This is a genomic window from Acinetobacter sp. YH12063 (assembly GCF_013419715.1).
Taxonomy (GTDB): domain Bacteria; phylum Pseudomonadota; class Gammaproteobacteria; order Pseudomonadales; family Moraxellaceae; genus Acinetobacter; species Acinetobacter amyesii.
On sequence record NZ_VOZO01000013.1, the window covers coordinates 35,212 to 61,651 of the forward strand.

Annotated in this window: 23 protein-coding genes and 4 tRNA genes; 16 read left to right on the forward strand and 11 right to left on the reverse strand. The window is 39.8% G+C overall.

The window, feature by feature from the left end; translation table 11 throughout:
* Nucleotides 1–50: 50 nt before the first annotated feature.
* Nucleotides 51–230, reverse strand: a complete 180-nt coding sequence (locus FTU12_RS13560) for a hypothetical protein (RefSeq protein WP_078190224.1) — start codon at nt 228–230, stop codon at nt 51–53.
* Between the two features lie 443 nt (nt 231–673).
* Between FTU12_RS13560 and FTU12_RS13565 the strand changes: the two genes are divergently transcribed.
* From FTU12_RS13565 to FTU12_RS13575, 4 genes are all read left to right on the forward strand, one after another.
* On the forward strand, nt 674–1,750 hold the full coding sequence (locus tag FTU12_RS13565; RefSeq protein WP_180114584.1) for an OmpW family protein: 1,077 nt from the start codon (nt 674–676) through the stop codon (nt 1,748–1,750).
* 240 nt (nt 1,751–1,990) lie between these two features.
* Nucleotides 1,991–3,202: an MFS transporter gene (locus FTU12_RS13570; protein ID WP_180007678.1), complete on the forward strand. Its 1,212-nt coding sequence runs from the start codon at nt 1,991–1,993 to the stop codon at nt 3,200–3,202.
* A complete protein-coding gene (locus FTU12_RS16545; protein WP_257221407.1) occupies nt 3,195–3,329 on the forward strand; it encodes a hypothetical protein in 135 nt (44 codons plus the stop codon). The genes FTU12_RS13570 and FTU12_RS16545 overlap by 8 nt, the downstream gene beginning before the upstream one ends.
* Before the next feature lie 221 nt (nt 3,330–3,550).
* On the forward strand, nt 3,551–4,507 hold the full coding sequence (locus FTU12_RS13575) for a TauD/TfdA family dioxygenase (RefSeq protein ID WP_078190229.1): 957 nt from the start codon (nt 3,551–3,553) through the stop codon (nt 4,505–4,507).
* A gap of 107 nt (nt 4,508–4,614) precedes the next feature.
* Here the strand turns inward: FTU12_RS13575 and FTU12_RS13580 are convergent, their stop codons facing one another.
* Complete coding sequence (locus tag FTU12_RS13580) at nt 4,615–5,526, reverse strand: LysR substrate-binding domain-containing protein (RefSeq protein WP_180007677.1); 912 nt, start codon at nt 5,524–5,526, stop codon at nt 4,615–4,617.
* Nucleotides 5,527–5,628: 102 nt separating this feature from the next.
* On the opposite strand from FTU12_RS13580, the gene FTU12_RS13585 reads away from it, so the two are divergent.
* Complete coding sequence (locus tag FTU12_RS13585; protein WP_180007676.1) at nt 5,629–6,480, forward strand: pirin family protein; 852 nt, start codon at nt 5,629–5,631, stop codon at nt 6,478–6,480.
* A gap of 95 nt (nt 6,481–6,575) precedes the next feature.
* Here FTU12_RS13585 and FTU12_RS13590 read toward each other — a convergent pair whose 3' ends face one another.
* Nucleotides 6,576–7,559 (reverse strand): alpha/beta hydrolase, encoded by a 984-nt coding sequence (locus FTU12_RS13590; protein ID WP_257224555.1) that lies wholly within the window; start codon nt 7,557–7,559, stop codon nt 6,576–6,578.
* Between the two features lie 334 nt (nt 7,560–7,893).
* Here FTU12_RS13590 and chrA point away from each other — a divergent pair, with 334 nt between their 5' ends.
* Nucleotides 7,894–9,132 (forward strand): chromate efflux transporter, encoded by a 1,239-nt coding sequence (gene chrA, locus FTU12_RS13595; RefSeq protein WP_180114585.1) that lies wholly within the window; start codon nt 7,894–7,896, stop codon nt 9,130–9,132.
* 34 nt (nt 9,133–9,166) lie between these two features.
* On the opposite strand, the gene FTU12_RS13600 is transcribed toward chrA, so the two are convergent.
* Nucleotides 9,167–10,279, reverse strand: a complete 1,113-nt coding sequence (locus tag FTU12_RS13600) for an AAA family ATPase (RefSeq protein WP_180004940.1) — start codon at nt 10,277–10,279, stop codon at nt 9,167–9,169.
* A gap of 142 nt (nt 10,280–10,421) precedes the next feature.
* Complete coding sequence (sthA, locus tag FTU12_RS13605; RefSeq protein WP_078190237.1) at nt 10,422–11,837, reverse strand: Si-specific NAD(P)(+) transhydrogenase; 1,416 nt, start codon at nt 11,835–11,837, stop codon at nt 10,422–10,424.
* Between the two features lie 206 nt (nt 11,838–12,043).
* Here sthA and lipA point away from each other — a divergent pair, with 206 nt between their 5' ends.
* From lipA to FTU12_RS13620, 3 genes are all read left to right on the forward strand, one after another.
* On the forward strand, nt 12,044–13,057 hold the full coding sequence (gene lipA, locus FTU12_RS13610; RefSeq protein WP_180010433.1) for a lipoyl synthase: 1,014 nt from the start codon (nt 12,044–12,046) through the stop codon (nt 13,055–13,057).
* Between the two features lie 422 nt (nt 13,058–13,479).
* A complete protein-coding gene (locus FTU12_RS13615) occupies nt 13,480–15,993 on the forward strand; it encodes an acyl-CoA dehydrogenase (RefSeq protein WP_180114586.1) in 2,514 nt (837 codons plus the stop codon).
* A gap of 159 nt (nt 15,994–16,152) precedes the next feature.
* Nucleotides 16,153–16,539: a carboxymuconolactone decarboxylase family protein gene (locus FTU12_RS13620; protein WP_005008801.1), complete on the forward strand. Its 387-nt coding sequence runs from the start codon at nt 16,153–16,155 to the stop codon at nt 16,537–16,539.
* Nucleotides 16,540–16,643: 104 nt separating this feature from the next.
* On the opposite strand, the gene FTU12_RS13625 is transcribed toward FTU12_RS13620, so the two are convergent.
* Nucleotides 16,644–16,901: a hypothetical protein gene (locus tag FTU12_RS13625; RefSeq protein WP_078190243.1), complete on the reverse strand. Its 258-nt coding sequence runs from the start codon at nt 16,899–16,901 to the stop codon at nt 16,644–16,646.
* 185 nt (nt 16,902–17,086) lie between these two features.
* A complete protein-coding gene (locus FTU12_RS13630) occupies nt 17,087–18,265 on the reverse strand; it encodes a trypsin-like peptidase domain-containing protein (RefSeq protein WP_180114587.1) in 1,179 nt (392 codons plus the stop codon).
* Nucleotides 18,266–18,434: 169 nt separating this feature from the next.
* Here FTU12_RS13630 and FTU12_RS13635 point away from each other — a divergent pair, with 169 nt between their 5' ends.
* Nucleotides 18,435–19,193, forward strand: a complete 759-nt coding sequence (locus tag FTU12_RS13635) for a Nif3-like dinuclear metal center hexameric protein (RefSeq protein WP_180114588.1) — start codon at nt 18,435–18,437, stop codon at nt 19,191–19,193.
* A gap of 156 nt (nt 19,194–19,349) precedes the next feature.
* Nucleotides 19,350–19,976: a superoxide dismutase gene (locus FTU12_RS13640; RefSeq protein WP_180114589.1), complete on the forward strand. Its 627-nt coding sequence runs from the start codon at nt 19,350–19,352 to the stop codon at nt 19,974–19,976.
* 327 nt (nt 19,977–20,303) lie between these two features.
* Here FTU12_RS13640 and FTU12_RS13645 read toward each other — a convergent pair whose 3' ends face one another.
* Nucleotides 20,304–21,647 (reverse strand): hypothetical protein, encoded by a 1,344-nt coding sequence (locus tag FTU12_RS13645; protein ID WP_180022628.1) that lies wholly within the window; start codon nt 21,645–21,647, stop codon nt 20,304–20,306.
* Between the two features lie 504 nt (nt 21,648–22,151).
* On the opposite strand from FTU12_RS13645, the gene FTU12_RS13650 reads away from it, so the two are divergent.
* The 5 genes from FTU12_RS13650 (at nt 22,152) to FTU12_RS13670 (ending at nt 23,439) form a co-directional block, all read left to right on the forward strand.
* Nucleotides 22,152–22,227, forward strand: a tRNA-Asn gene (locus tag FTU12_RS13650).
* Nucleotides 22,228–22,232: 5 nt separating this feature from the next.
* Nucleotides 22,233–22,308 (forward strand) — tRNA-Asn (locus FTU12_RS13655).
* A 217-nt stretch (nt 22,309–22,525) separates the two neighbouring features.
* A tRNA-Asn gene (locus FTU12_RS13660) sits at nt 22,526–22,601 on the forward strand.
* A gap of 257 nt (nt 22,602–22,858) precedes the next feature.
* Nucleotides 22,859–22,934, forward strand: a tRNA-Asn gene (locus FTU12_RS13665).
* Between the two features lie 22 nt (nt 22,935–22,956).
* Nucleotides 22,957–23,439 carry a DUF2726 domain-containing protein gene (locus FTU12_RS13670; protein WP_218955956.1) on the forward strand — a complete coding sequence of 161 codons (483 nt, stop codon included), beginning with the start codon at nt 22,957–22,959 and terminating at the stop codon, nt 23,437–23,439.
* 75 nt (nt 23,440–23,514) lie between these two features.
* Here FTU12_RS13670 and FTU12_RS13675 read toward each other — a convergent pair whose 3' ends face one another.
* From FTU12_RS13675 to ubiA, 3 genes are all read right to left on the reverse strand, one after another.
* On the reverse strand, nt 23,515–23,775 hold the full coding sequence (locus FTU12_RS13675) for a hypothetical protein (protein ID WP_168379169.1): 261 nt from the start codon (nt 23,773–23,775) through the stop codon (nt 23,515–23,517).
* A gap of 183 nt (nt 23,776–23,958) precedes the next feature.
* The gene (locus FTU12_RS13680; protein WP_180114591.1) at nt 23,959–25,419 is read right to left on the reverse strand and encodes a S9 family peptidase; all 1,461 of its coding nucleotides are present in this window, start codon (nt 25,417–25,419) and stop codon (nt 23,959–23,961) included.
* 122 nt (nt 25,420–25,541) lie between these two features.
* Complete coding sequence (gene ubiA, locus FTU12_RS13685; RefSeq protein ID WP_180114592.1) at nt 25,542–26,423, reverse strand: 4-hydroxybenzoate octaprenyltransferase; 882 nt, start codon at nt 26,421–26,423, stop codon at nt 25,542–25,544.
* Between the last annotated feature and the right edge of the window lie 17 nt (nt 26,424–26,440).

Here is a 26,440-nt window from a genome sequence, read left to right on the forward strand (position 1 = left end):
TTGCAATAAAAAAGCCATGGTTTGAACCATGGCTTTTTTATTTAAATCTTTTAACGCTTACCCATCGAACGACGTGTACCGCGTGGTGGCATCCAAGTACGGTCAGCATAACGCTGAGGTTTTGGACGCATATCTTCAAAGATTTCATCCGAAGCATTATCTTCAGCTTTTTTAATCGGAAAAGGCAAATTGACTAAAGCCTTTTTCTTGGGAGGGTTTTGCGTACTCATACGAATAACTCAATTGAATCTGGCGCTATTGTACAAAAAAAATGGTTTTGGTGTAAAAGGCTTTGAGTGAATAGCCTCGATTGGCATATAAAGACTCAATGATAAGCTATGAATTTTTATACTATAGAGGACAACAGCACAAAAAAGTGCTTTGAATATGGTCGTTTTAAACTATTTTATTGACCCAAATCAACCAACACACTGTCACTTATGTCAATAAATATTGAATATATACAAATAGATAGAAACATTTCTAAATTTCAAAAATGTTCGATTTTTTTACACAAATACCTAATTAAAACCTTCAAATAATACAAATCATCAAGAATGTTACAGGACTATTACGTTTATTCTTGTTTTCTATAACATTTTTTACGCACTAATTTTGAATAATGAGCACTTAGAAAAATTATTATCAATTTACGGACATGGAGTCCTTTAAAATGAAAAAAAGTGTATTGTGCATTGCTGCTTCTATGGCTGCCCTACCAATCATCAGTCATGCAGACTCACCATATTTTAGTTTAAAAGATGGCGATGGCTTCAAACGTTTTTCTGTCTCTGTCGGTGCTCTACATGTTATGCCACAAGGTAAAGCACAACCATTCCATGTTGATACATCAGTAAAAAATGGTGAAACAGCCAAAGTTGGTGATATTTCAATTGACGCAGTAAAAGCCAATATGGATCCAGCTATGGATCCAAACATTTCTACTTGGTTTGTCGGTTTGCTCGATAAATTAGGTACGAGTACCTTACCAGCAGGGCTAAGCGGTACTGCTGAAATTAATGGCCTACAAAGTTGGGATAACCAAGGTACTGGCCTTGAAGCCGATGATGTAACCACACTAGGCATCATGACCAACTATTTCTTTACTGATAACATTTCTTTAGAAATGAAAGCGGGTATTCCGCCAAAAGTTGATTTACAAGGATCAGGAAAAATTTATGCGCCATTTGCAGCTATTGCGACACCTGAGTTAGGTATTATCGACCTACCTGAAATCGCAATGAAGAATAGTTTGCTGATTACAGATTTAGAAGCCTACGGCCCAGCGGCATCTGCTCGTGCATGGACCCCCGCTGCAGAAATCCAATATCACTTCGGTAAAACTGGCGTCAATAAATTCCGTCCCTATGTGGGTCTAGGCGTGATGTATGCTTACTTCAATGAATTGGAAATGAATCCACAAATTGAGAAAGATTTGATTGCTGCAGGTCACATGATTGCCAACATTAAAGAAGGTAATGCAGGCGCTTCTTTGGAAGGAAAACCAAGTAAGGCAAATCCCAAAGTTGATTTAGAAGCAACAGATGCATTTGCGCCAGTTGCGACGGTTGGCTTCACCTATGACTTCAATGACAAATGGTTTGCTGTTGGTTCTGTTAGCTATGCACACCTTCAAAATGAAACAACCATTACCGTTACAGATGCGACACACGGCGAACTGATCAAATCTAAAGCGGATATTGAAGTAAATCCAATTCTTGCGTATGCAGGTATCGGTATGCGTTTCTAATAAATAACATATATAAAAGACGGCTACGGTCGTCTTTTTTATTGGCTTTTATATGGTCTTTTATTCTGAGATATCTTTTCAATCTCTTTTAAACACTTTTAAATTTCCGCTGTGTCAATTTCCTTTATTCATCCATAGTTACCTATAAAAAAAATTTATTGTTTGGTGAATTAAATTTAATCGCAACTCTGCGTTTATTCGAATACCATTGAGTTAAATTTAAAGAATGTAGACCGCTGTATGTCTGATACTCGTTTCTCGAAACCCCTGATTTACATGCTCATTGGCAGTGCTATTATTTTGGCATTGTCATTAGGGGTGCGTCATGCATTTGGCCTCTATCTCGTGCCGATGAGTGATGAATTTGGTTGGGGACATAACGTTTTTAGCCTTGCCATTGCCATGCAAAACTTAATTTGGGGTGCTGTGCAGCCGATTACAGGGGCTTTTGCAGATAAATATGGCAGTAAGATCGTGGTCGCCGTCGGTGGTGCATTATATGCCCTCGGACTATTACTCATGGCCATCAGCTCTACCGGTTTACTTCTTAATTTAAGCGCAGGTTTAATCCTGGGTTTGGCTCTCTCAGCCACATCATTTCCAGTATTACTTTCTGCCGTAGGACGTGCAGCGCATCCAGACAAACGTAGTTTAGCCATGGGTATTGCCAGTGCAGCAGGTTCTTTTGGTCAGTTCATTATGCTGCCCTCTACATTACTGCTATTGCAAAAATTGGGTTGGTCTTCGGCTTTGGTGGTCAGCGCCATTTTAATTGCGCTTATTATTCCTTTAGCTTGGATGCTAAAAGCACCAATGTATGTTGCACCAAATGCAACTAATACGCATGAAGCCTCTCTGACTTTTAAACAAATTTTGCAATTGGCTTGGGAGCATAAACCCTTTTGGTTTCTAGCACTCGGTTTCTTTGTCTGTGGCTTCCAAGTGGTGTTTATTGGCATCCATCTTCCGGGATATTTAATCGATCATGGCTTTAATGCCACTACGGGCACTATTTTCCTCGCGCTCGTTGGACTATTTAATATTGTCGGCACCTACACAGCTGGTTGGCTCGGTGGCAAATATTCCAAACCAAAGCTGTTGATGGGACTGTATGGTTTACGTGGCATTGCCATTATTTCCTTTCTTTTGCTGCCTTTAAGCACATGGACAATCTATGCATTTGGCGTCATTATGGGACTATTATGGCTTTCTACCGTACCACTCACCAACGGTATTGTGGCCAATATGTTTGGCGTTAAATATCTCAGTATGCTCAGCGGTATCGTGTTCTTTACACACCAAGTCGGTTCATTTTTTGGTGGCTGGTTGGGTGGTGTGAACCACGATATGACCGGTAACTATGATGCCATTTGGATTTTTTCGATTGTCCTGAGTATTTTTGGGGTATTGGTACATTTCATGGTTAATGAGGAAAGTGTCATTCATGACTAATTCAACATTATGGTTCCGACTCAGTATTGCTATCAGTATTCTGGCCTTGTTGGCTTTATCCATCGGCTTATGGAGCCAAACGCCTGAATTATTCGAATACTTTAACCAAGCGTTTTGTGCACATTAAAGACGCATAGAAACCTTAATTCCAATTCAAACTGCTGTTTTATCAACACTACAACAGCAGTTTTTTAGCTATTTACTACACGATTCAATAAAAGCTGCATTTTCAGCATATTAGTATTAATAATACGTTTTTTCATAAACTTAGCTTATTTTTTAATTTTCCATCCTGTGCTTTCTTCCATAGATTAAGTCTCAATAAAGAACAATTTGAGAACTTATGAAATGACTGCATTAACTCAACTTTCGCAAGCCATCCATGATGCTCCACGTTGGCATCAAGCAGAACAATTTCAAGATGGCAATGAAATTCGTATTGAAGCGCAACATGACCAAGCTTTGGGGGCTGTGGTTTATGGTTTAGATGCGCGTAAAGCACAGTCTGGGGAAACCATCTACCGTTTAAAACAAGCACTGGCAGAACACTTGATTTTAATTTTTAAACATCAAAGTCTAGATGATTTACAGTATCTCGCGTTTGCAAGCTACTTCGGTTCAATTTTCCGTCCTGGTGCAGATATTCCTGTGCTAGCGTCACAAGATGATACCGGTACACCACCAGACGTGGTACCCGTTTCAAATGCAGTCGGCAAAGGTGACTATACTGGACATGGTGAATTGGCTGCGCATGCAGATCATCAGTGGACTCCGCTGCCATCTTTTGGCTCATTACTCTATGCCATTGAACTACCGCAAGACGGTGGACAAACCTCATGGTATAACACCATTAAAGCCTATGAAGCTTTAGATGAAGCGACACAAAAACATTTAGACCAACTTCAACTCATTACCTATAACCCATTTGTCCGTGCCAAAAATAATAAAGGCACAACGGGATATGGCGCTACACCTCTTTACCGTTTCAAAGACCAACCGATTGTTGGACATGCCTATCCACATCCGCTTGTACGTACCCATCCAGAAAGTGGCCGTAAAGGTCTGTGGTTAAATGAACGATCTGAAGTGGAATTGGTTCACTACGATGATCAGTCAGGCAGTGAATTGATTGCATCCTTACGTGAACATTTATTGAAACCTGAGTTTCGATATGAACATCAATGGGAAGAAGGTGACATTGTATTTTGGGATAACCAAGCCACTTTACACTCACGCCGCCCTTTCCCTTCAGACCAACGCCGCTTATTAAAGCGAATTAGCCTAGCAGGAGGACGACCATACTAATGTTGAACTTCATGCCAACAATAAAAAATAAATAACCCAGTAAAATCCGTGTTTAAGCAATAACTCCAAATAATTAAAATTTTAAAACAATAAGAACACTGCTCAAATTACGGATGATCTATATCTAATGCCTTAAAACCTGAAATTAAATGATCTAACATCGCACGCACACCCGGCAGCATGCCTTGTCGTGTCGCGTATGCAACATGAATTGCCCCTTGCGGCAATTGCCATTCAGGAAACAGTTCAATTAACTCACCACTTTTTAAAGCATCACGTACAAACACTTTGGGCAAAGAAGCGATTCCCACGCCAGAAAGAGCAGCAGAAATCATCGCACTAAAACTGTCAGTTCTTAAGCGTGGATGAAATTCAATTTGTTGAGTTTCACTTTTTTCACGATGTCGGAAATCCCAAAAATGTTTAGGCCGATCAAAACCAATACACGGAAAATTTTGAATCTCAGCCAATTGCTGTGGTATTTCACGCTCGAAGAAAAGTTGTGGCGATGCCACCAAAACATGATCCCAAGCATCTAAATCTCGAACGATCAAATCACTATCCATTAAAGGCATATTACGAACACGAATTGCTAAATCTACGCCTTCCTCAATGACATCAACCCGATGATTGGTCGCCATGAGATGCACACTGACCTCAGGATATTGCTGCATAAAATCGGTGACCATTTTTGCAACAGGCATTTCCACCAAAGCCACAGGACAAGAGATTTTAATTTGGCCACAGAGTTGATCGTTCAACGTACTGAGCACAAAGTTTTCCGTTTCGCTGACTTCCTCTAAAATTTTTAAGCAGTGTAAATAGAACTGTTGTCCTATTTCAGTCACAGTAAATTTTCGCGTATTACGTTGAATCAGACGTACACCCAAACGGGTCTCTAATTCTGTAATACGGCGTGATAGTTTAGACTTTGTAATACCCAATGCTTCACTGGCTTTGGTATAACCTTGGTATTTCACCACTTGCACGAAGTAGTAATAGTCATTTAAATTTTGCATGATTGTTTCATTTTTAGAATAATCTGTTGAGTTTTTCGCCCTGTCATTCCCTCACTATACCTCAATAATAGATCACAGAAGCATTAAATTGAGGGCTGAATTATGAATTCAATCAAACGTGTTTATCATAGTGATCGTAGGACTTGGGTGGGCGATGGCTTCCCAACAAACTCTATGCTCCCTATGCAAGAAATGGGCAATCAAACCAGTCCATTCCTCGTTATGGGCTATACCGGCCAATATCATTTCTCTCCAAGTCACCATCAACGTGGTGTTGGATCACATCCACACCGTGGCTTTGAAACAGTGACCATTGTTTATGAAGGTGAATTGGAGCATTTTGACTCTAAAGGAAATCACGGCAGCATTGCCAAAGACGAAGTGCAATGGATGACTGCGGGTCGAGGCATTATGCATGAAGAACACCATTCTAAAGATTTTGCCAAAACTGGCGGAAATTTAGACATGGTACAACTTTGGGTCAATTTACCTAGTCATGCCAAAATGACTGAACCTCGCTATCAAGAACTGACAACAGCCAATATTGCTGAAGTAAAGCTTGCACAAAATGCAGGCGTGGTACGCGTCATTGCTGGCCAATTTGAAGATACATTGGGCGCCGCTGAAACCTTTAGCCCGATGAATGTATTGGATGTGCGCTTGAATGCAAATGCTGAACAGGAATTTTCATTCAACCCACAGTGGAATAACATGATTTTTGTATTAAGTGGGGCGATCGAAATTGAAGGTCAACGCTTTGATGCGAAACAGACTTTATATGTGAGTGACCAAGTATCGTCCTTGAAACTTAAATCTTTTGAAGCAACCAAACTGCTTATTTTAAGTGGCGAAGCTTTAAATGAACCGATTGCGGCACATGGACCATTCGTCATGAATACTGAAGATGAAATACGTCAGGCATTTTATGATTTTCAACATGGTCATTTTGCTTAAATATTTCCACGATAAAGTCCCAATAAAAAAAACCGCCTTCTGGCGGTTTTTTTATATCTATGTTGGTATGAATTACGCATCACGCTTTCAACAGATTATTGCGTGACTTTTTGATAAAACGCATCTATTGCATTGACCATTTGCTTAAGTCCCGGCTGTTCCAAAGGATAATGTCCTGCATTTTTCAACAGCACGACATCGACTGGAACTTGGTGAATCCGTGCTAAAAATGGCTGACTTAAAGCCAAAGGCGTCCAGCGGTCTTGTTCAGGCTGCGTTAGTAAAATTGGGCAGACATCAAACTGCTCCGGTGGCGTGTCATTTTTATAATATAAATACGAATCTAGAAATTTAACCGATACACTATTCCCAGCTGACGTTTTATCTTTTAAAAAGACCTGCAATGCTGCGTCATTATTCACCAAGCGATGCATTTTACTTACCCACCGCATCGGCATTGGCAATGCTGAAAATGGTGTATGTGCTGTCACATGAGCCAGTGGGCTGCCCACGCGGCTCATAAATTTATTCAAAGAGACTTGATCACGCACAGTTTTATTTGAAGTGTCTAGAAAGGTCATACCGACGATACCTTTCACCTTTTTATTTTTTGCCGCCACGTGATAGGTCAACATACCACCTGCACTAAGCCCATACAAAACGATAGGACGATGATCTTTTTGTAGCTCGGCTTCAATGAGGTCATTACCTGCTTGAACCCAATCATCATAACGAATTTTTGAGCCCTTTTTGACTTGGGTGAGGCCATAACCGGGCATATCAATAGCGATAGTTTCATAGCCACGTTGTGCCAAAGGATGACCCAAAATCATCGACATTTGTCGACCATTTGTTCCCACACCATGAAACAGAATCACCTTCACTTTTGCCTGTGGATTCCGATAAGTATCTAAGTGAACAGTATGACCCTGCCAACTCCACCACTCTTCTTTGGGTCGCTGCGTTTCTGTTAAATGGTATTCTTTGGGTAGATAGTGCTGAATGCCCTGCCAACTGTTTTGATCTGTATAACTTGCTAATGCTTGTGAAGCAAGTAGCTGATCATCTGCAAATGCCATGATTGAAAGTAACGATGCAATGCCACTCATCAACCACTTCAATAAAGCGCTCAAAATTTCTGATAAGGTGTCTGATTTTGGAGAAGTCATTTTTAGACAATTTTTTATGTGTATGTGCTGATGCTAATCAGCGGCGGAAACCGACGCCATGTGCATGTGGGACAGCACTATGTCACTTCGTCCAATTATCTTTTTCCCTGCTAAGCACTTCAAAATATTTTTGAAGCAGGATTTACATACTCCTGCAATAATCAGCCTTTAAGATCTTTTAACATTCAAGATTTTATCCTTTAGAAATTCATAACCTTATTTCGATTTTTAATATTGGTAACGCATGAGCCAGTCCATACCACAACGAAACCTTGTCATCTTTCTCACCTTTTTAAGATTAGGGTGTATTGCATTTGGTGGACCTGCTGCGCATTTAGTGTTGTTTTTTCAATATTTTGTGAAACAAGAAAAATGGATAACGGAGCATGAATATGCGCATTTGCTTGCCTTGACTCAAGTCCTTCCAGGCCCAACCAGTAGCCAGCTCGGCATGGCGATTGGATTTCAACTCAACCGCTATCAAGGTGCTTGTTTGGCGTGGTTAGGCTTTACTTTACCATCCGCCCTGCTGATGTGTGCCGCGGCGATTTTAAGCTTAAAACTTAGCGATCAACTCTCAACACAGTTCTTTCATGTTATTCAGTTGATTGTCCTTGCTGTGGTTACATGGGCATTTTGGCAAATGATGCGAAGCTTCTGTAAAACAAAATTTCAGTATCTAGTCATGCTTTTAGCTGCATTTTTTATTTATTTCTTTCAATTTTCTCTAAATCAAGTTTTGGTGATTTTATGCGCTGCAATTATCGGTTTAGTTTTATCGTCAAATCAATTACGCAGCCAAAAGCCAAATATCACCGAAACAGTTCCACCCAAACATGACAATTTTAGCCAGAATGCATATGAAAATACTCGCACCTCTTGGCTATGGCTTCTCGCCTTTATCAGCCCTTTTTTCGTTCTGCCATTCTTCGATATACAACATAGCAATATATTGTCTTTCAGCTTAGAAAGCTTCTACCGCACAGCATCCCTCGTCTTTGGTGGTGGACATATTATTTTGCCATTTTTACATCAGGACTTTGTCTCTACAGGACTGATCAGTAATGAAAATTTTGACTTAGGCTATGCCCTTGCACAACTCATGCCGGGGCCCTTGTTTAGTTTCGCCACCTATCTCGGCACACTTTTACCCATGACCGATGTGCCAATATTGAATGCCTCACTCGCGACATTGGCGATTTACTTCCCATCGTTTTTATTATTGTGTGGCTTATTACCGTTTTGGAATAAGTTGATGAAATGCCCGATGCTTTTTGGCACCTTAAAAATGATCAATGCGGCTGTCGTCGGTCTATTACTGTGTCTACTATTTCAAATGAGCCAGAAATACATCATTCAATGGACGGACTTTATATTTGTTGCCGTCGTTATTGCTTTACTTCGCAGCAAGCTGCCAGTCTGGTTTAGCTTAATAAGCAGTTTTATCGGCTATTATGCTTTTTTAACTTTTCTACCTTTTTAAACTTAAGCAAAAAAACTATAGCTAAAGGAATAATCTAATCCTCATCGATTAAGCTTGCGCCCTTGACCACGGTCTTCCCCTCGACTTGATCTAGTTGATAATGCTGCACATCACTATACTGTTTGATCATTTCAACCAGTTCATTGGAATGTGTGGTCAACCAAAGCTGCGTATAGCGACTTGCTTCGGCAATCAGCATCGCCAAGGCAGGTAATAAATCGGGATGTAAGCTATTTTCTGGCTCATTCAGTGCCATAAAATTTGGGGGTCTTGGACTCAATAAAGCCACAGCTAAACACAAAAACCGTAAAGTCCCATCTGAAAATTCGGCACTTTCCAAAGGTCTTAAGATCCCTTGCTTTTGCATCATCATTTGAAAGCGCCCACCCATTTCCTGCACATAAAATTGGGTCTGCGGAAAGGCTTTTTCTAGTACTTCAAACAAGGTTTCACTGTTGCCACGCTCACGTAAAGTTTCAAAGGCTGCGGCTAAATTTGTGCCATCATGCGCTAAAACCGGCGAACGAATACCCACCTGTGGGACACGGATCGGTGAATTTCCACTGACAGAAAACTCATGATAAAAGCGCCAGTTTTTCATGGTCTCACGCACTTGTGAAACTTCGGGATATAAGTGTGGATCGGACAATTGTCCAAACACCGACTCTTCTGGTGTTAATGCCATCGGATAAGCAATCCGTTCTTCATCAACATTTTTAAGAAATGCCGCTTGGTTGGTTCTCTCTAGCAACTCGCTCATTTTTCGACGTTGATAGCCACTCAACCAAATCCCTTCAACTTTGACCAAAGGATCGAGTGCAAACAAGGTGATGAGCGGTTCGGGAAAACCAATTTCAAGTTGATATTCATAATGCTCCATTTCCACAGCAAGCTTCATGCGCTTAGGATCTTTCGATCGATCACCCGCACGGTGACCACCTGCCCACATGATTTTTTGAATCCCGCCTTCATTTGCAATTGCTTGGGATAATTGGCCATTTGCAGCTTCATGCAAGAGACGTACAGCTTTATATAGATTGGACTTACCACAACCATTCGGACCACTGACAATATTCAGACGCGACAAGGTCAAATTCATATGATGAATAGATCGAAAACCTTGAATGGTCACTGAACGGATCGTCATGGGCTACCTAAAATGAGTTGAAAATGTTGATGATTATAAGTGGATTGACTGTATATTTTGTATGCACTTTATTCTAACCATAAAAAACCCGCAAGCCGAAACTTACGGGTCTTTCATTGCACATTCTAAGTTCACTTTAACCTTAGAATAAGCGGTTCATACCATTCAATGTTGCAACACGGTACGCTTCCGCCATAGTCGGATAGTTAAATGTGGTTTCTACAAAATATTTAATCGTATTGTTCGGGCTGTTCATCACGGCCTGACCAATGTGAATAATTTCCGCAGCATTATTACCGAAGCAATGAACACCTAAAATTTCTAAAGTATCACGATGGAACAAGATTTTAAGCTCGCCTACGGTATCACCCGTAATTTGCGCACGTGCCAAATGTCGGAAAGATGCCTGACCTACTTCATACGGAATTTTTTCTTCCGTTAACTGTTGTTCAGTTTTACCAATCGAAGAGATTTCAGGAATTGTATAAATACCTGTAGGAATATCCGTTACAGGTGCAATTCCTTCTTCACCGCTCATGTTAGAACCGGCACAACGACCTTGGTCATATGCAGCAGATGCAAGTGAAGGCCAACCGATTACATCACCCGCAGCAAAGATATTCTCTACTTCAGTTTGATATTGATCATTCACGGTTAATTGACCACGGCTGTTTGGTTTGATACCTACATTTTCTAGGCCTAAACCATCGGTATTACCAGAACGACCGTTACACCACAAAATCGCGTCGGCTTTAATTTTCTTACCACTTTGCAAGTGAAGAACCACATGATCATCATGTGTTTCAAGATGATCAATCTGCTCGTTGTGGCGAATCAGTACACCCTGCTCACGTAAACGATATGACAATGCATCTGAGATTTCATCGTCTAAGTAGCTGAGTAATTTGTGCTGTGTATTGATCAAATCAACTTTGTGGTCTAGACCAATAAAGATAGACGCATATTCACAACCAATCACACCTGCACCATAAATGATGATTTTTTGGATTGAATAATCCAGATCCAAAATTTTGTCTGAATCAAATACGCGAGGATGATTAAAATCTAAAGCAGCTGGACGGTAAGGACGTGAACCTGTCGCAATCACTAATTGCTGGAATACTAAAGTTTCCGTCATACCTTCATTGCTAAAAATCAAAACAGTGTTTTGATCTTGGATATACGCACGGCCGTGGAAAATATCAATTTTATTACGGTCATAAAAACGTGAATGCGTTTCAACTTGTTGTTGAATCACTTTATGCGCATTACGTAACACCTGTTTCATCGTGAACTGTTTCCATTCACCGACTTTTTGGAACATAGGGTCACGTTGGTAACGTAAAATGCTTGAAACGGTCTGACGCAATGCTTTACTTGGAATTGTTCCTACATGGGTACAGTTACCACCAAGCTGTTCACGCATATCTACAATTGCAACTCGCTTACCTGATTTAGCAAGTTTCATTGCAGCGCCTTCACCCGCAGGGCCAGAACCCAGAACTACCGCATCGTATTTCACGAAAGTTCCACTAACGACCTCTTTCTTACGTGGCATTCAACGCTCCTTTACAAATATTCTTTAATCTAGGCTGTATTATGACGTATATCCTAACTTTTTTGGATATTTAGCTCACATATATTATGTGATAACCACATTTATTATATGAATATCGTTTTCCCCCTATTTAAGCTCAAGTCCGCTATAATGATCGAGCTAATTTTTTGAATATCTCCTCGTCAAAAACAGTGGAAAAGTTGAATATGTCTGAGAACCGTAAACCTGTACAGGGTGTAAAACTTCGTGGCGCAGAAAAAGTCGCTCGCATACCTGTGAAGGTTGTGCCAACGGTTGAAACGCCTCGTAAGCCTGACTGGATTCGGGTCAAAATGGCTGCCCCTGATGAAGTTCAACGTATTAAAACAACTTTACGCGCACAAAAATTACATACCGTGTGTGAAGAAGCGGCTTGCCCGAACTTACCTGAATGTTTCGGTGGCGGTACTGCAACCTTTATGATTATGGGCGATATCTGTACTCGTCGTTGCCCATTCTGCGACGTTGCGCATGGTCGTCCCAATGCTCTTGACCCAGATGAACCACGTCACATGGCAGAAACCATTGCCAATCTAGGTTTGAAATATGCCGTAATTACGTCGGTCGACCGTGATGACCTAGTTGATGGCGGCGCACAGCACTTTGTTGACTGTATTAAAGAAGCTCGAAACTTGAGCCCAAAAACACTTTTGGAAATTCTAGTTCCTGACTTCCGTGGTCGTATGGATGTTGCCCTTCGTATCATGACGGAGTGCCCTCCTGATGTGTTTAACCACAACATTGAAACTGTGCCACGTTTGTATAAAGCAATGCGTCCAGGTTCTGACTACCAACACTCTCTAAACTTATTAAAAATGTTTAAAGAATACTGCCCAGATGTACCAACTAAATGTGGTTTGATGGTCGGTATTGGTGAAACTGAAGAAGAAGTGATCGCGTTATTAGACGACTTAAAAGCACATGATGTTGACTATGTCACCATTGGTCAGTACTTACAGCCCTCTAAAGAACATGCCCCTATTGACCGTTTTGTAAGCCCAGAAGAATTTGAGCGTTACACTGCACATGGCCAAAAGCTTGGTTTCAAAAACATTTGGGCTGCACCAATGGTCCGTTCAAGTTACTTTGCTGACCGTCAATACTATGGTGAGCCAGTGCCTGCGGTACGTCGTAAAACTGATCCTGCAAAGAAAATTGCAGTTCAAGCGATTGAAGCCTAATTACACTAAGATTTAAAACATCGCAAATTAAAAGCCCTCATTGATTGAGGGCTTTTTTTGTGGCTTTCACACTAAGCCCAATTCGTTTCCCAATATAACATCTTTCGAAAATTGTGTGTTCCTTAAACAGTATCCAATATTCATCCAATATATCGAATTATCCAAGTTTACGTAATGTGACATTTCTTTGCCCGATAGGGATTGTGTTGTGATCATTTATTAATCAATCTATTGATAACACTTTATTTGCGCTTTCATTATATTCGCGCAATTGTCCAATCATACTCACCAGCCGAGTGATGCCATTTTGACAGTCTCATGCACTTTAAAATCAGAAAGACAAAAGATGAGATCATTTTTAAACGTATGTAGGCTGTTTTAAAAGCATAACGCTCTGTCCCTTGTCACTGGAGCCATAACAAATGCTATTTATACTCAGTGCAGTACTCTTTATTTTTGCTCTTTGGGCCGTTTTTTTCTTTGAACTTTCACGAGCTGTAGGCGCAATAACACTGATATTTGTTTCAATTGCACTCGCCTTTTTAAGCCCATGGTCATTAATACTTGGCATCCCTCTTATTGCTTTAAGTTTAGTTATGTTGATTAACCCACTGCGGCTCAATCTGCTCACCAAACCTGCCTATAAAACCTTAGCAAATGCGATGCCGAGTATGAGTATTACGGAACGTGAAGCGTTAGATGCAGGAACAAGTTGGTGGGAAAAAGAGCTATTTATGGGCGCGCCTGATTGGAAAAAATTTGAGGCTTATCCCTACCCTCAGCTCAGCGCTGAAGAACAATCCTTCATTGATAATGAAGTCGAACAACTTTGTGCCATGCTCAACGAATGGGATATTCACCATAAACATAAAGACCTCCCACCAGAGGCTTGGCAATTTATTAAAGATAATGGTTTCTTAGGACTGGTGATTCCAAAATCTTACGGGGGCCGTGAATTTAGCTCATTTGCACAAAGCCGTGTCATGAGCAAGATTGCATCTCGCTCACTGACTGCCGCAGTCAGTTGTATGGTGCCCAACTCTCTTGGACCGGGCGAATTACTTCTACACTATGGTACCGAAGCACAAAAAGACCGATACCTCCCTGGCCTTGCAAAAGGTGAAGAAATTCCATGTTTTGGTCTCACTAGCCCTGAAGCCGGCTCAGATGCAGGTGCTATTCCTGATACAGGTGTCGTCTGTTATGGCACCTTTGAGGGACAACAAGTGCTCGGCTTAAACATGAACTTCTCTAAACGCTGGATTACCCTTGCACCGATTGCCACCGTCATTGGTCTGGCATTTAAGCTATACGATCCAGATGGCTTATTGGGAAATACAAATAAAACGGAATATGGCATCACCTGCGCCCTATTACCGGCGAGTCATGACGGTGTCATTACAGGCCCTCGTCATAATCCAGGCTCACCATTTATGAATGGGACAGTTGAAGGCAAAGATGTCTTTATCCCCTTAGATTGGATCATTGGTGGGATAGAAAATGCCGGCAAAGGCTGGCGTATGCTGATGGAATGTTTAGCGGTCGGTCGTGGTATTTCACTCCCTGCATTGTCAACAGCAGCCGGAGAAATGGCATATTTAAATGTTGGTGCATTTGCCAAAGTTCGTCAGCAATTTAAAATTTCTGTAGGTAATTTTGAAGGTGTACAAGAAGCATCGAGTGATATCGCATCAGATGCATATATGCTTGAAGCATTCCGCTATTTGGTGACTTGTGGTTTAAACCAAGGCGGCAAACCTGCTGTAATGACTGCAATGGCCAAATACTATGCCACTGAAACCATGCGTAAAGTAGTCAATCACGGCATGGATATCGTCGGTGGACGTGCCGTGCAAATGGGGCCTCGTAATTTTTTAGCGTTGAATTATCAGGCCATTCCTGTGTCAATTACTGTCGAAGGCGCCAATATTCTCAGTCGCTCTCTGATGATTTTTGGACAAGGCTCAATGCGTTGCCATCCATATTTATTTGAGGAGCTACAATTACTTCAAGCCGAAGATAAAAACACTGCACTCAATACATTCAATGAAATACTGTTTAAGCACTTAGGCTATACCTTTAACCGAACTGCACGTGCCTTTGCTTATGCGTTCACAGGTGGCCCATCAGACTCACCAGCTTCAGCAGATGAATTTAGCCGCCCCTACTATAAAAAAATTAATCGCTTCAGCGCCGATTTCGCACTGACTGCAGATATGTGTCTTGGCCTTTTAGCCGGCGATATTAAACGTAAAGAAATGCTTTCGGGACGTTTGGCAGACATCCACTCTTATTTATTTATCGCGACGGCTATTCTTAAATATTATGAACAAAGTCAAAGAAGCGAAGCTGAACAATTACATGCACAACTTGCATTAGATAAAGCTTTGTACAATGTTGAAGAAGCTTTCCATGGCTTATTTGATAACTTCCCAATGCGACTGGCAGCAAGCGTAGTAAAAATCATCTGCTTTCCGTTTGGACGAGTTGTTGCTAAACCGACAGACCGTTTAAAACGTGAAGTTGCCACTCAAATGATGCTAGACAATACTTTCCGCCAAGAACTGAAAAAACACGTGTATTACAGCACTGCAGCAGATGAAGTTTCTGGTCGTATGGAAAATGCCTTTTTACAATTGTTGAAAATTGAACCGCTGTGGAACCAATTTAAAAAAGCTGAATCTAAAGGTCAATTCAAAGGTTTAACTTTTGAAACACATATAGCCGATGCGATTGCACAAAAAGTCATTACAGCCTCTGAAGCTGAACAGCTCAGCACTTACAACATTCAACGCTATGACAGCATGCTCACAGATGTATTTGACATGCAGCTCATCCACGAACTTGAGCTATCCAATCCACATTTAACCGTTTCACCAGAAGTGAAAAAGCAACAACAAACCGATGATGAACCAGAAGCATTTCTGCGATATTAATCAGCTTCTGCATCGCTTTTAAACTTAATTTTACTCAAAATAAAAGCCATTCCACTGTTAAACAATGGGATGGCTTTTTTATACGACCATCAGCCAATAGTATCGCAGAGTCAAAGGTATAGGCTGTACTGCAAAATTACATCACAGAGGGTTTGCTGCATGTCACAACAAGATTATGAAAATGGCTTAAAAGTTCGTACTGAAGTTATGGGTGAAAGTTTCGTCAAACGTGCGCAAGACAATACCGTGCCATTTACTCAACCTTTGCAAGATTGGATTAATGAGCATGCATGGGGTTCAACTTGGCAGCGTGAAGGCGTTTTACCCCGTAAATATCGCTCACTAATTACCATTGCCTTTTTAACTGCACAAAAAAGTCCGACAGAACTCAAAGGTCATGTCCGAGGTGCTTTAAATAATGGGGCGACTGTAGAAGAAATTCAGGAAGTGTTACTTCATAGTTTGCCATATTGTGGCGCACCAGCGACTCAAGAAGCTTTTCGTGCGGCACTTGAAGTCATTAATGACTATCAAAAATCTGAATAAGTCACTGTGTTATAAAACGGCTTTAGAAAACTACGCTTAGCGTGGTTTTCTAAAGGGTCTCATTTTGTTTTTAACTTAGGACCTTAAATGTCGTGAATCCCGAATCAAATCCAGTACACATTAAAATTATAAAAAAATTCATTCACTTCAAATCGAACTTGATATCCCAATTCTGTAAGTTCAGCAGATAAACTTCGAATCTCTTCTAAAGCTAAATGCTTGGGTAAAACCGTAAATACGGCGGTATTCCCCTGTTTGGCATTTTCTTCAATCAGCAAAGCCAAACGTGCCTTATATAAGGCGATATCTAAATTGGCTTGACTGGATAAAACTTTGGCATGTTCTGCGGGTAAAAAGCTCATATTCTTATACGCTTATCTGATTATTATTGCTTATAAATTAAGTCAAATTCAGCAAAGCGTGCAATGCATTTTTGTAATTGATATTTCAATTTCAAAGCGCATTGTTTGCGCTCAAACGATGCGCTTCAAAGCGATGTACAAAAAAGGCACTCAAAAAAATCCCTCATAACGAGGGATTTTCTATGCTAGCGGGGTAATGGAATATATTGCGAGTCACTGTTTTGAGTTTGCGGTTTACGCTCTCCCACTTGTACTGGCAAAGTCATCGCCTTTCCATCTCGCTCAATGTCAATTTGCATAGTGCTCAATGGCGCTTGTTGTGCAACGAAGTTGATTAAATGCGAAGTCGAGGTAATTAGCTCATTATTTACTTTCATGATTTTATCACCACGTTTTAAACCTGCTTGTGCTGCAGGTCCATTACGAATGACATCTGCCACAATCACACCATTCACACGTGGATCTAAAATATTTTCTTGCTCAATTGGAAGTAAACTAATACCTAACCAACCACGTACCACTCGCCCATCTTTTAAAATAGAGTTCAGCACTTGTTGGCACACTTTTGCAGGAATGGCGAAACCAATCCCCAAAGAACCGCCGGACTGCGAGAAGATCGCAGTATTAACGCCAATCAAATTCCCTGCAACATCAATTAAAGCACCACCTGAGTTTCCAGGGTTGATCGCCGCATCCGTTTGAATAAAGTCTTCGTAAGTGTTGATTCCCAAATCTGAACGACCTGTAGCTGAGATAATCCCTTGCGTAACCGTCTGACCTACGCCAAAAGGGTTACCAATCGCGAGGACGACATCACCGACTTCATTGCCACTTAACTTAAATGGCAATACCGGTAATTGACTCATTTCAATCTTAATCACAGCTAGGTCTGTATCTGGGTCTGTACCCACAACTTTTGCTTCAGCACGGCGACCATCATGTAAAGCCACGACGATCTGATCGGCCTGTGCGATCACGTGGTTATTCGTCAAAATATAGCCATCAGGACGAACAATCACACCAGAACCTAAACTATTTTCGTTTTGATTGGTTTGATCTGGAAGTTGATTACCAAAAAACTCACGGTAAACAGGATCATTTAATAAAGGATGATCCAATTGTTTCACTTTTTGCGTAGTGAAAATATTCACAACCGCTGGCGCAGCGACTTTTACCGCAGCACTATACGAAACCACCCCGCCTGTTCGCGAAGTATCAATGAGGGGTTCAACCTTTTCTGCAGGCATTTTGACCCCATCTGGGGCAATGGGTGCTTTAGGTTTTTGAACCTGTTGCCATGTAAAGAAACCGATGATCACAAGTATTAATAATACCCAAGGTAACCATGTAAAGGTCCGACGCACGTCTATATCCTCTAAATTTTATAATTCATTGATGGCTAAATAATTTATATCGTATTGTAATGTAATATTTTCAACAAACTTAAAAATAAACACAGAGATTTGTGATTCTTTAGTTACAATTTAAACAATAGTGAATTTTGATGCATCTCTTTGAGATTTTGGACAGTATATGGCTCAGTTAAGTGAAATTATTCAGTGGTGTGACAGCACACTCAAAGCACATGAATTTAAGGACTATGCTCCCAATGGCTTGCAAATTGAAGGCTCAGCAGAAGTGCATAAAATTTTATGTGCAGTTACCGCATCACAAACTGCGATTGAAGCCGCAATCGCAGCAAATGCTGATTTGTTATTGGTACATCATGGTTATTTTTGGAAAGGTGAAGCTTACCCAATCACTGGTATGCGCGGCAAACGCATCAAAAGCCTGATCAAAAAAGATATTTCACTCGTAGGTTATCACTTACCTTTAGATAGTCACCCTACTTTAGGTAATAATGCAGCGATAGCTGATTTGCTCGAATTAGAGAATATTGAAGCCTTAGATCCTACTGAGCGCAATCCTATTGGTAATGTTGGTTATTTAAAACAAGCAATGACTCCAACAGCGTTTAAAGAGTTCGTTTCTGAAAAATTAGGATTTGATGCCATTCACCTGCCGGCAGATAAACCCTCTATTCAAAAAATTGGTTTTTGTACGGGCGGCGCACAGGACTTTATTGGTAAGGCGGCTGCATTAGATTGTGATGCATACATTTCAGGTGAAGTGAGTGAACGCACTTTTTATGAGGCTGAAGAATTAAACGTGCATTATTATGCATGTGGACATCATGCAACCGAGCGTTATGGTGTACAACGACTCGCAAAAGCTATTTCAGAACAGTTCAATATTGAGTATAGTTATTTCGAATTAAACAACCCGATTTAATTTAAATCGTCTTGGTCTTTGACTCAGTCCTTATACGTATATTTTCAGGCTTTATTCTGTATTGTTATTTATAAGCAATGCGCATTTTACTGCAAGAATCTATTACAATAACGGCACTTAATGTCAAAACCCAGCAAAATGCAAGGAATTGAAAACATGACAACGATTACTTTACCAGCGTTACCTTACGGTTACGAAGATCTTGCTCCGCACATCAGTAAAGAAACTTTAGAATACCATCACGACAAACACCACAATACTTATGTTGTTAATCTTAACAACCTAATCGCTGGTACTGATCTTGAAGGCAAATCTTTAGAAGAAATCATCACTGCAGTTAAAGGCGATGCTTCTAAAGCTGGTATCTTCAACAATGCAGCTCAAGTATGGAACCACACATTCTACTGGAACTGTATGGCTAAAAACGGTGGCGGTAAAGCTACTGGCGCTTTAGCAGCTAAAATCGACGAAGCTTTCGGTTCTTACGAAAAATTCGCTGAAGAATTTGCAAATGCTGCTGCAACTCAGTTCGGTTCAGGTTGGGCTTGGTTAGTTGCTGACGAAGTAAACGGCAACCTTTCTATCCTTAAAACTTCAAATGCTGACACTCCACTTGCTCACGGTAAAGTTGCTGTGTTGACTATCGACGTTTGGGAACACGCTTACTACATCGATTTCCGTAACGCTCGTCCTAAATACATCTCTACTTTCTTAGAAAGCCTAGTGAACTGGGACTATGCAAACGCTAAATATGCAGGTCAAGCTGCTGGCGTTGAAAAATAAGTTTTAAAACTTATTCAAAAGTCAAAAAAATCACCCTTTTAGGGTGATTTTTTATGGGCTTAACAATTTTAAAATCTATAAAAATATATAAGCACTACTTTTTCTTGTTTTAGTTCAAGTGAAATTAAATAAAGTTATGCAACAAGGATTTTTTATTACACATGTTGCATGTTAAACATTTTAAAAATTTAAAATCCGTAGGTATGGCCTTTCCCAACACAAGATTCTGAAATTTATTAAAATTAAGGTGTTTTCAAATACTATGTATTAAATTAATTGTAGGAGAATTACCATAGTTATATTTTTGAGAGTATAACTACGCAATTATTACCTTAAGAGATCATTTACGCCTAAATGACCAAACTTGCCATTTATTAGACGACCATCATCTAACTGCACGTTTTTAAATTCTATAGTTCCCTCTGAATCATTGACAGTTACACCACTACAATGATTATTCGTCAATTTACAGTTCCATTTCAGATAGATATTCACATTTAATTGACCCTTCTGTGGTCTTTGATAAGCTACATTTACATTTTTAGTTATAGTATCGTATTTCACTGTGAACTCTAGATCAGATTGCTTATCTCGACTCATAAAACGATAATATTTACTTTCATTCTCTGCATATGCAACTGCTGAAACAGTTTCATCAATTTTAAAAACTTCATCTCCTGCAATGACTTGACCATAAGGAATTTTTTTCACAAAACCTCCAGATACTTTTAAGTCTGGAGAAGCAATATATTCAATAGGGTTAGTAAATAAGTTATTGATGAATTTAAAGGTCGTTATACCATTTTCATAATCTGTATTTAATATAAAATCTCGATTGAAGTATCCCTTATATATGTGCACATCTTTAGGTTGCTCATTACTGAAATAATTCCCCTCTGTTAAGATAAATCTATCGTGATCAAGATCCACAGGATTATTAAAATTAAAATAGTATTCTTTATCGGTCGTAAAACTTAAAACAGAACTAGTTTTCCAATCCAAAAATTTTTCTATTGTTGCAGGTTTACCATTAACAACTAAGTCTGATTCCGCATGATATTCATTAAATCGTTTGGTGTTCCACACTGGCCAATCAGAATTTACTTCAAACTTAACAGAGCCCTTAATTTTAGCTGTAGATGCAAAGCCAATATTATTTAAACGTCCTGCTATAGAACCATTTGCGTCTATAATAAAGTAAGTTTTACCATTACTCTGCTTTTCAATTTTATAAGAAAATGTATCGCTGCATGAATTTTGACATTGAACTCTCAGATACCCGTTATCATTCTCTGAATAGCTAAAAACTCCAACTTTATCGTCATTAGGATAAAAATAAAGACCCGCCAAATTATTAATATGGGCAGACAAATCATTGCTTGGTGTAAGAATTTCTAAATCCCACATATTATTGTTTGTAGCAGATGCTTCAATCACACTATCTGTGTGAAATGGTGAAAACTTGATGGTTGAGTGATTAGCAATGCCAGAATTTTCAATTTCAAAATAGCCATGCGTCAAATCTGGACTTAGTACAGTAGTTTCTTCAATAGGCTTCGGTACAGATGTTTCTGATGACGTTGGACTACTTTCTCCTCCCCCTCCACCACATGCGACTAATAAAATAGATAAAAGAGTTAAAGGGAATAATTTTCTTCTAAGGTGAAGCATATAAATCCTTGTTTAAAAAATAAATTTTTAAATTTTATAAAAATACTGAATTTAGACTACTTTTGTAAATATTCAATACCATTTCATAAAACAATGAAACTTTGCCTAGTTCTTATACAGGAAGCTAAGCCACTTGTGTACTTAGACGATTTTTTTATCTAAAAATTATTAAAAAATCTTCTATTTATTTTAAAAACTGTAATTGGCCGTCTAATTATTGCCCAATGTAACAAAATAGCGATCATACAAAATGACAGTGCGTACTTCTCTCAGCATGTCTAAAACAAGAATAGCGATCTAACGCAACCTTACTCACCATTTCATCCATTACTCTTCAAACTATAATCGCCAAAGTATTCTGATGACTTTTAATACGATAAAAGCTCAAAAGAATCAATAAATAAGCAACAAACCCATCTTTGAATAATAAAAAAACATTTAAGCGCTATATCCGTCATTTTTACTTGACCCTTTTAAGTTTCATCCCTAAAATGCGCATCAGATTCTCCAATAGCTCAGTCGGTAGAGCGACGGACTGTTAATCCGCAGGTCCCTGGTTCGAGCCCAGGTTGGAGAGCCATCTATTCTTCCATAGCTCAGTCGGTAGAGCGACGGACTGTTAATCCGCAGGTCCCTGGTTCGAGCCCAGGTGGAAGAGCCAGATTCTAAAAAACCCACTCATTACGAAGTGGGTTTTTTATTGCCTGTTGTTTAAGCAAAGCATACCTACTTTTTTGTTTATGCTTTCCTAAAAGTATCCGTATAAGTACTAACTTGTCTGATTCGGCTATTTTTAAAACACTTAATTTGATTTTTCTGTATTTTATTTAAATCAGGCTTGACCACCCTGCCATACATCTTTAGAATCCGTTTCAGATTCTCCAATAGCTCAGTCGGTAGAGCGACGGACTGTTAATCCGCAGGTCCCTGGTTCGAGCCCAGGTTGGAGAGCCAAATTCTAAAAGCCCACGCATTATGTCGTGGGCTTTTTTTATGCTCTGACTTTTCTTTTTAAAATAAGAATAACTTACTCAATAACAAAAACTATTCACCCACCTCTCCATCTACATTAGAAAGAATAGTCAAAGCTTAAGTTTTAAAAACGCTTTATATTAAAGGTGTTTATATTTAATACATTCAGCCTAAATTTCTTTATTTTTTGCAATTCTGACTTGACCTCTCTGCATTTGCCCCATAGAATGCGTGCAGATTCTCCAATAGCTCAGTCGGTAGAGCGACGGACTGTTAATCCGCAGGTCCCTGGTTCGAGCCCAGGTTGGAGAGCCAAATTCTAAAAAGCCCACGCATTATGACGTGGGCTTTTTTCATATATGTAGTTTATTCCGTGCCAGATCTCAGTCAGTTCATATTTTTTATTATTGGTTGCTTGGCAACTTTTGCCCTTGTCTGCTTAGTCTTTCCCAGACTGTTTAGAAGCAGACAAAAGTATTTCCCACGTCGTGTAATCACTGCCTTTGAAAGTAAGATGTTTCATCGTTTAAATGAAGCATTTCCGAACTACCACATTTTAGCCCAAGTGGCTTTTAGTGCACTGATCACCAATCAAAATTATAAAATCAGAAATAGATTTAATCGAAAAGTCACTGATTTTGTCATACTTGACCAAACTTATAATGTGCTTGTGATTATCGAACTGGATGACCCTAGTCATATAGGCAAAGAGCAAGAAGATGCTGAACGTGATGCAATGCTTGAAGAAGCGGGCTACCGTGTAATCCGCTATACCAGTATTCCAACAGTTCAGACGCTCAGGCATGATGTAAATAAATAGTTGTTAAATACCTAAAGTACAATCGAACATTGAGTGAATGCGCATTGCATTCACATCCATAACGTAAGCAGAATTTTATTGAGCATTTGACTCTTGAGCAGCCAGCACTTCTGATACTGCTTGGTCAGCCTCAGCAGCCAAAGCCTCATCTTGGGCTTCTTTAGCTTTAATGCGCTCAATCATTTCAGCTTGTTGTTGCTTATATTTTTCTTGGTTTTTGGCATCACTATTGACTGCAAGAAAAGCCATACTGACCAAAAATATAGGAATCAATAGCCCAAGTGCCATCAAAATGATCATCTTTTTGGTATTGGGCTTTGGCTTAACTTCAGACATAACGATTCTTTCATTTACATAAATAATTCGACGCCCAATATAGCAAAAAACAAAATTCGCTCAAGCCTTCATATCATTCTTTACTCTAACCAACTATACCCCCTCATTTTCACGGATTGAATGATTAACAATCCAATATTCAATAAAAAAAGGAGACATGCTCCTTTTTTATTATTTAAAAACTTAGCTTGAAGCAACTATACCCGTACAATGTGGACTTTGGCTCGCATCTTTTTGCTCATTGGTTAAATCAATACCTGTACCTGCGGACATTTTAGCTTGAATAAATTCGACCGCTTGCGCATTTCTACAGATAATCGCCTGTGTATGACTTGCTTTTGGCACAATATCCAATAAATATCCATCCTCATATTTTGCCTGTGGGAAGTATTTCACCGCTTGCAATTTCATATTTGCAAATAGCGCTTGCGTAACCACAGGAATAACTGCCTGATCATTTGCACCTTGAATAATATAAACAGGGGCTTTAATCACTTTAGCTGCAGTTATATTTGTCGCTGGCTGATTATCATTTAAAAATTTCTGAACAACAGGATCGGTATCGATTTTATTCAAATCAATTCCGTACTGTGAAACCGTATGCGTTGGATCTTTTAAGAATTCAATCACAGCTGCTTTAAACTGTTCTTGCAAACCATTTGCGCCATTTGGATCGGCATAACTTAAACATGCACCGTCATCCCCTGTACGTCCATAGGCTTTTTCTGCAATAACACCGGCATCAGCAGTAAAAATATTTTTTAAATCATAATTTGGCTCATAGGCTTTAATACCCGAACTGGTCAATGCAGCATATGCCAAAAGCTCAGCATAGCCATCTGCAATTTGATCAATTAACGCTTGTGCTTGAACCTCCGAAAGCTGCCCCATACCAAGTGCATAACGCACTTGTGCCAACTGTTCATCCAATCTATTCAATCCATGGGCTTTAGGTTGACCATTTGCATCAACATTTAGTTTTGGATCTAAATAGATCTTAATAATCGTGCCCAAACTCGACGCAGGTGCGGCTGCCACTGCCCCTTTATAGTTTGCATCCGTATTTGCAAATTCCGCCGTCCCTAAGGATGCATGACCACCTTGCGATTGACCGATCGACATCCACTGACCATTGAGTTGCTTACCATAATGTTCTTTTGCCGCTTTAACCGCAGTAAGCGCCGAATTTGCCGCACTCGATAAATTGAGGTATGGATGAACTCCCTTGGTTCCTAAACCTTCATAGTCTGGTGCCACAATTACATAACCTGCCGCCATAAGCGTATTAGCTAGAATTTTAAAACGTGGATGAATTAGATTTTTACTTGGCGCACATTCATCTCCAGCCCCGACTGTTCCATGCTCCCATACCACAACACGATACCCATCTTTAGGTTGTGTAGCTTTTGGAAATAATACTAAGGCTGTTGCTGTTGCTGCTTTCCCCTGCACATTGGTCATGTTATACGTCATGACTTTAATGGACGATGTATTGTCTACAGTATCTAAAGCATAATTTGCTTCAGACACAAATGTTGATTTTTGATTCGAAGATGATGAGTCATTATCATCGTCATTACACGCGGTTAAAGACAGCATAGAAACTGCAACTGTCAGAGCTAATGCTATTTTTGAACTTTTCATAAAATATCCTTTTTAATCATTATTCTTTAAGCATGAAACTACATGCCTTTTTATTAATACATAAAAAAAAGCACCCAAATAGGATGCTTTAGCTCATTTTAAACAGTTTCAGATCAATGACATTAAAGCGTCAGTGCCATGAAAATTCCAATAAAAATCATAAGCCCTACCCAACGGTTATGGCGAAACGACCAAAAACATAACTGCGGATCACGGCCTCTGGTTTTAGTCCATTGGTAAATAAAATCGGCAGCCACAGCCAACATTGCAACTAAACCAAATGGCATCAAGAGATCTTCTAAATACAACGCAGAACCAATCAGTACAATACTTAGCGCCTGTAATAAAGAAATGATTTCAATATCGTATTTACCAAATAAAATCGCAGTCGATTTCACGCCAATTTTCAAATCATATTCACGGTCAGTAATGGCATATTGTGTGTCATACGCAACAGTCCATGCCAAATTACCAAAGTACAATAACCAACACGTTAAATCAGGTGTTTGCCCCACAGCGGTATAAGCCATAGGAATCGACCATGAAAATGCCGCGCCTAAAAATACTTGTGGCAGATGCGTGTAGCGTTTCATAAAGGGATAAATGAACGCTAAAAACAATGCACCAAAGGACCAATAAAAAGTTTCTATCGGTAAAAAGAACAACATACATGCGCTAGCAAGCACCAAGATCAAGAATACATATATGGCTTCTTTAGCGCTAATTACGCCTGTCGCTAGAGGACGATGCTTGGTTCTTTCCACAGCACCATCGACTTTACGGTCAGCAAAGTCATTAATCGCACAACCTGCTGCACGCATAAATATCGTACCCAAAATCATAGGAATCAAAATACTGAATTGCGGTGTTCCTTGATTGGCAATCCACAGTGCCCACATAGTTGGCCAAAAAACCAGTTCCGTGCCAATTGGCTTATCGAAGCGACATAAATAGTAATAAGCTTCTAAACGCTGCTGCCAAGTAATCTTTTGCACCACGGCCATGACTGTCCTTCATCTGG

Excerpts from the sequence above, each read along its gene's own strand:
- FTU12_RS13560 (WP_078190224.1), bottom strand. The coding sequence starts at position 230 with ATGAGTACGCAAAACCCTCCCAAGAAAAAGGCTTTAGTCAATTTGCCT.
- FTU12_RS13565 (WP_180114584.1), top strand. The coding sequence starts at position 674 with ATGAAAAAAAGTGTATTGTGCATTGCTGCTTCTATGGCTGCCCTACCA.
- FTU12_RS13570 (WP_180007678.1), top strand. The coding sequence starts at position 1,991 with ATGTCTGATACTCGTTTCTCGAAACCCCTGATTTACATGCTCATTGGC.
- FTU12_RS16545 (WP_257221407.1), top strand. The coding sequence starts at position 3,195 with ATGACTAATTCAACATTATGGTTCCGACTCAGTATTGCTATCAGTATT.
- FTU12_RS13575 (WP_078190229.1), top strand. The coding sequence starts at position 3,551 with ATGACTGCATTAACTCAACTTTCGCAAGCCATCCATGATGCTCCACGT.
- FTU12_RS13580 (WP_180007677.1), bottom strand. The coding sequence starts at position 5,526 with ATGCAAAATTTAAATGACTATTACTACTTCGTGCAAGTGGTGAAATAC.
- FTU12_RS13585 (WP_180007676.1), top strand. The coding sequence starts at position 5,629 with ATGAATTCAATCAAACGTGTTTATCATAGTGATCGTAGGACTTGGGTG.
- FTU12_RS13590 (WP_257224555.1), bottom strand. The coding sequence starts at position 7,559 with ATGGCATTTGCAGATGATCAGCTACTTGCTTCACAAGCATTAGCAAGT.
- chrA (WP_180114585.1), top strand. The coding sequence starts at position 7,894 with ATGAGCCAGTCCATACCACAACGAAACCTTGTCATCTTTCTCACCTTT.
- FTU12_RS13600 (WP_180004940.1), bottom strand. The coding sequence starts at position 10,279 with ATGACGATCCGTTCAGTGACCATTCAAGGTTTTCGATCTATTCATCAT.
- sthA (WP_078190237.1), bottom strand. The coding sequence starts at position 11,837 with ATGCCACGTAAGAAAGAGGTCGTTAGTGGAACTTTCGTGAAATACGAT.
- lipA (WP_180010433.1), top strand. The coding sequence starts at position 12,044 with ATGTCTGAGAACCGTAAACCTGTACAGGGTGTAAAACTTCGTGGCGCA.
- FTU12_RS13615 (WP_180114586.1), top strand. The coding sequence starts at position 13,480 with ATGCTATTTATACTCAGTGCAGTACTCTTTATTTTTGCTCTTTGGGCC.
- FTU12_RS13620 (WP_005008801.1), top strand. The coding sequence starts at position 16,153 with ATGTCACAACAAGATTATGAAAATGGCTTAAAAGTTCGTACTGAAGTT.
- FTU12_RS13625 (WP_078190243.1), bottom strand. The coding sequence starts at position 16,901 with ATGAGCTTTTTACCCGCAGAACATGCCAAAGTTTTATCCAGTCAAGCC.
- FTU12_RS13635 (WP_180114588.1), top strand. The coding sequence starts at position 18,435 with ATGGCTCAGTTAAGTGAAATTATTCAGTGGTGTGACAGCACACTCAAA.
- FTU12_RS13640 (WP_180114589.1), top strand. The coding sequence starts at position 19,350 with ATGACAACGATTACTTTACCAGCGTTACCTTACGGTTACGAAGATCTT.
- FTU12_RS13645 (WP_180022628.1), bottom strand. The coding sequence starts at position 21,647 with ATGCTTCACCTTAGAAGAAAATTATTCCCTTTAACTCTTTTATCTATT.
- FTU12_RS13670 (WP_218955956.1), top strand. The coding sequence starts at position 22,957 with ATGACGTGGGCTTTTTTCATATATGTAGTTTATTCCGTGCCAGATCTC.
- FTU12_RS13675 (WP_168379169.1), bottom strand. The coding sequence starts at position 23,775 with ATGTCTGAAGTTAAGCCAAAGCCCAATACCAAAAAGATGATCATTTTG.
- FTU12_RS13680 (WP_180114591.1), bottom strand. The coding sequence starts at position 25,419 with ATGAAAAGTTCAAAAATAGCATTAGCTCTGACAGTTGCAGTTTCTATG.
- ubiA (WP_180114592.1), bottom strand. The coding sequence starts at position 26,423 with ATGGCCGTGGTGCAAAAGATTACTTGGCAGCAGCGTTTAGAAGCTTAT.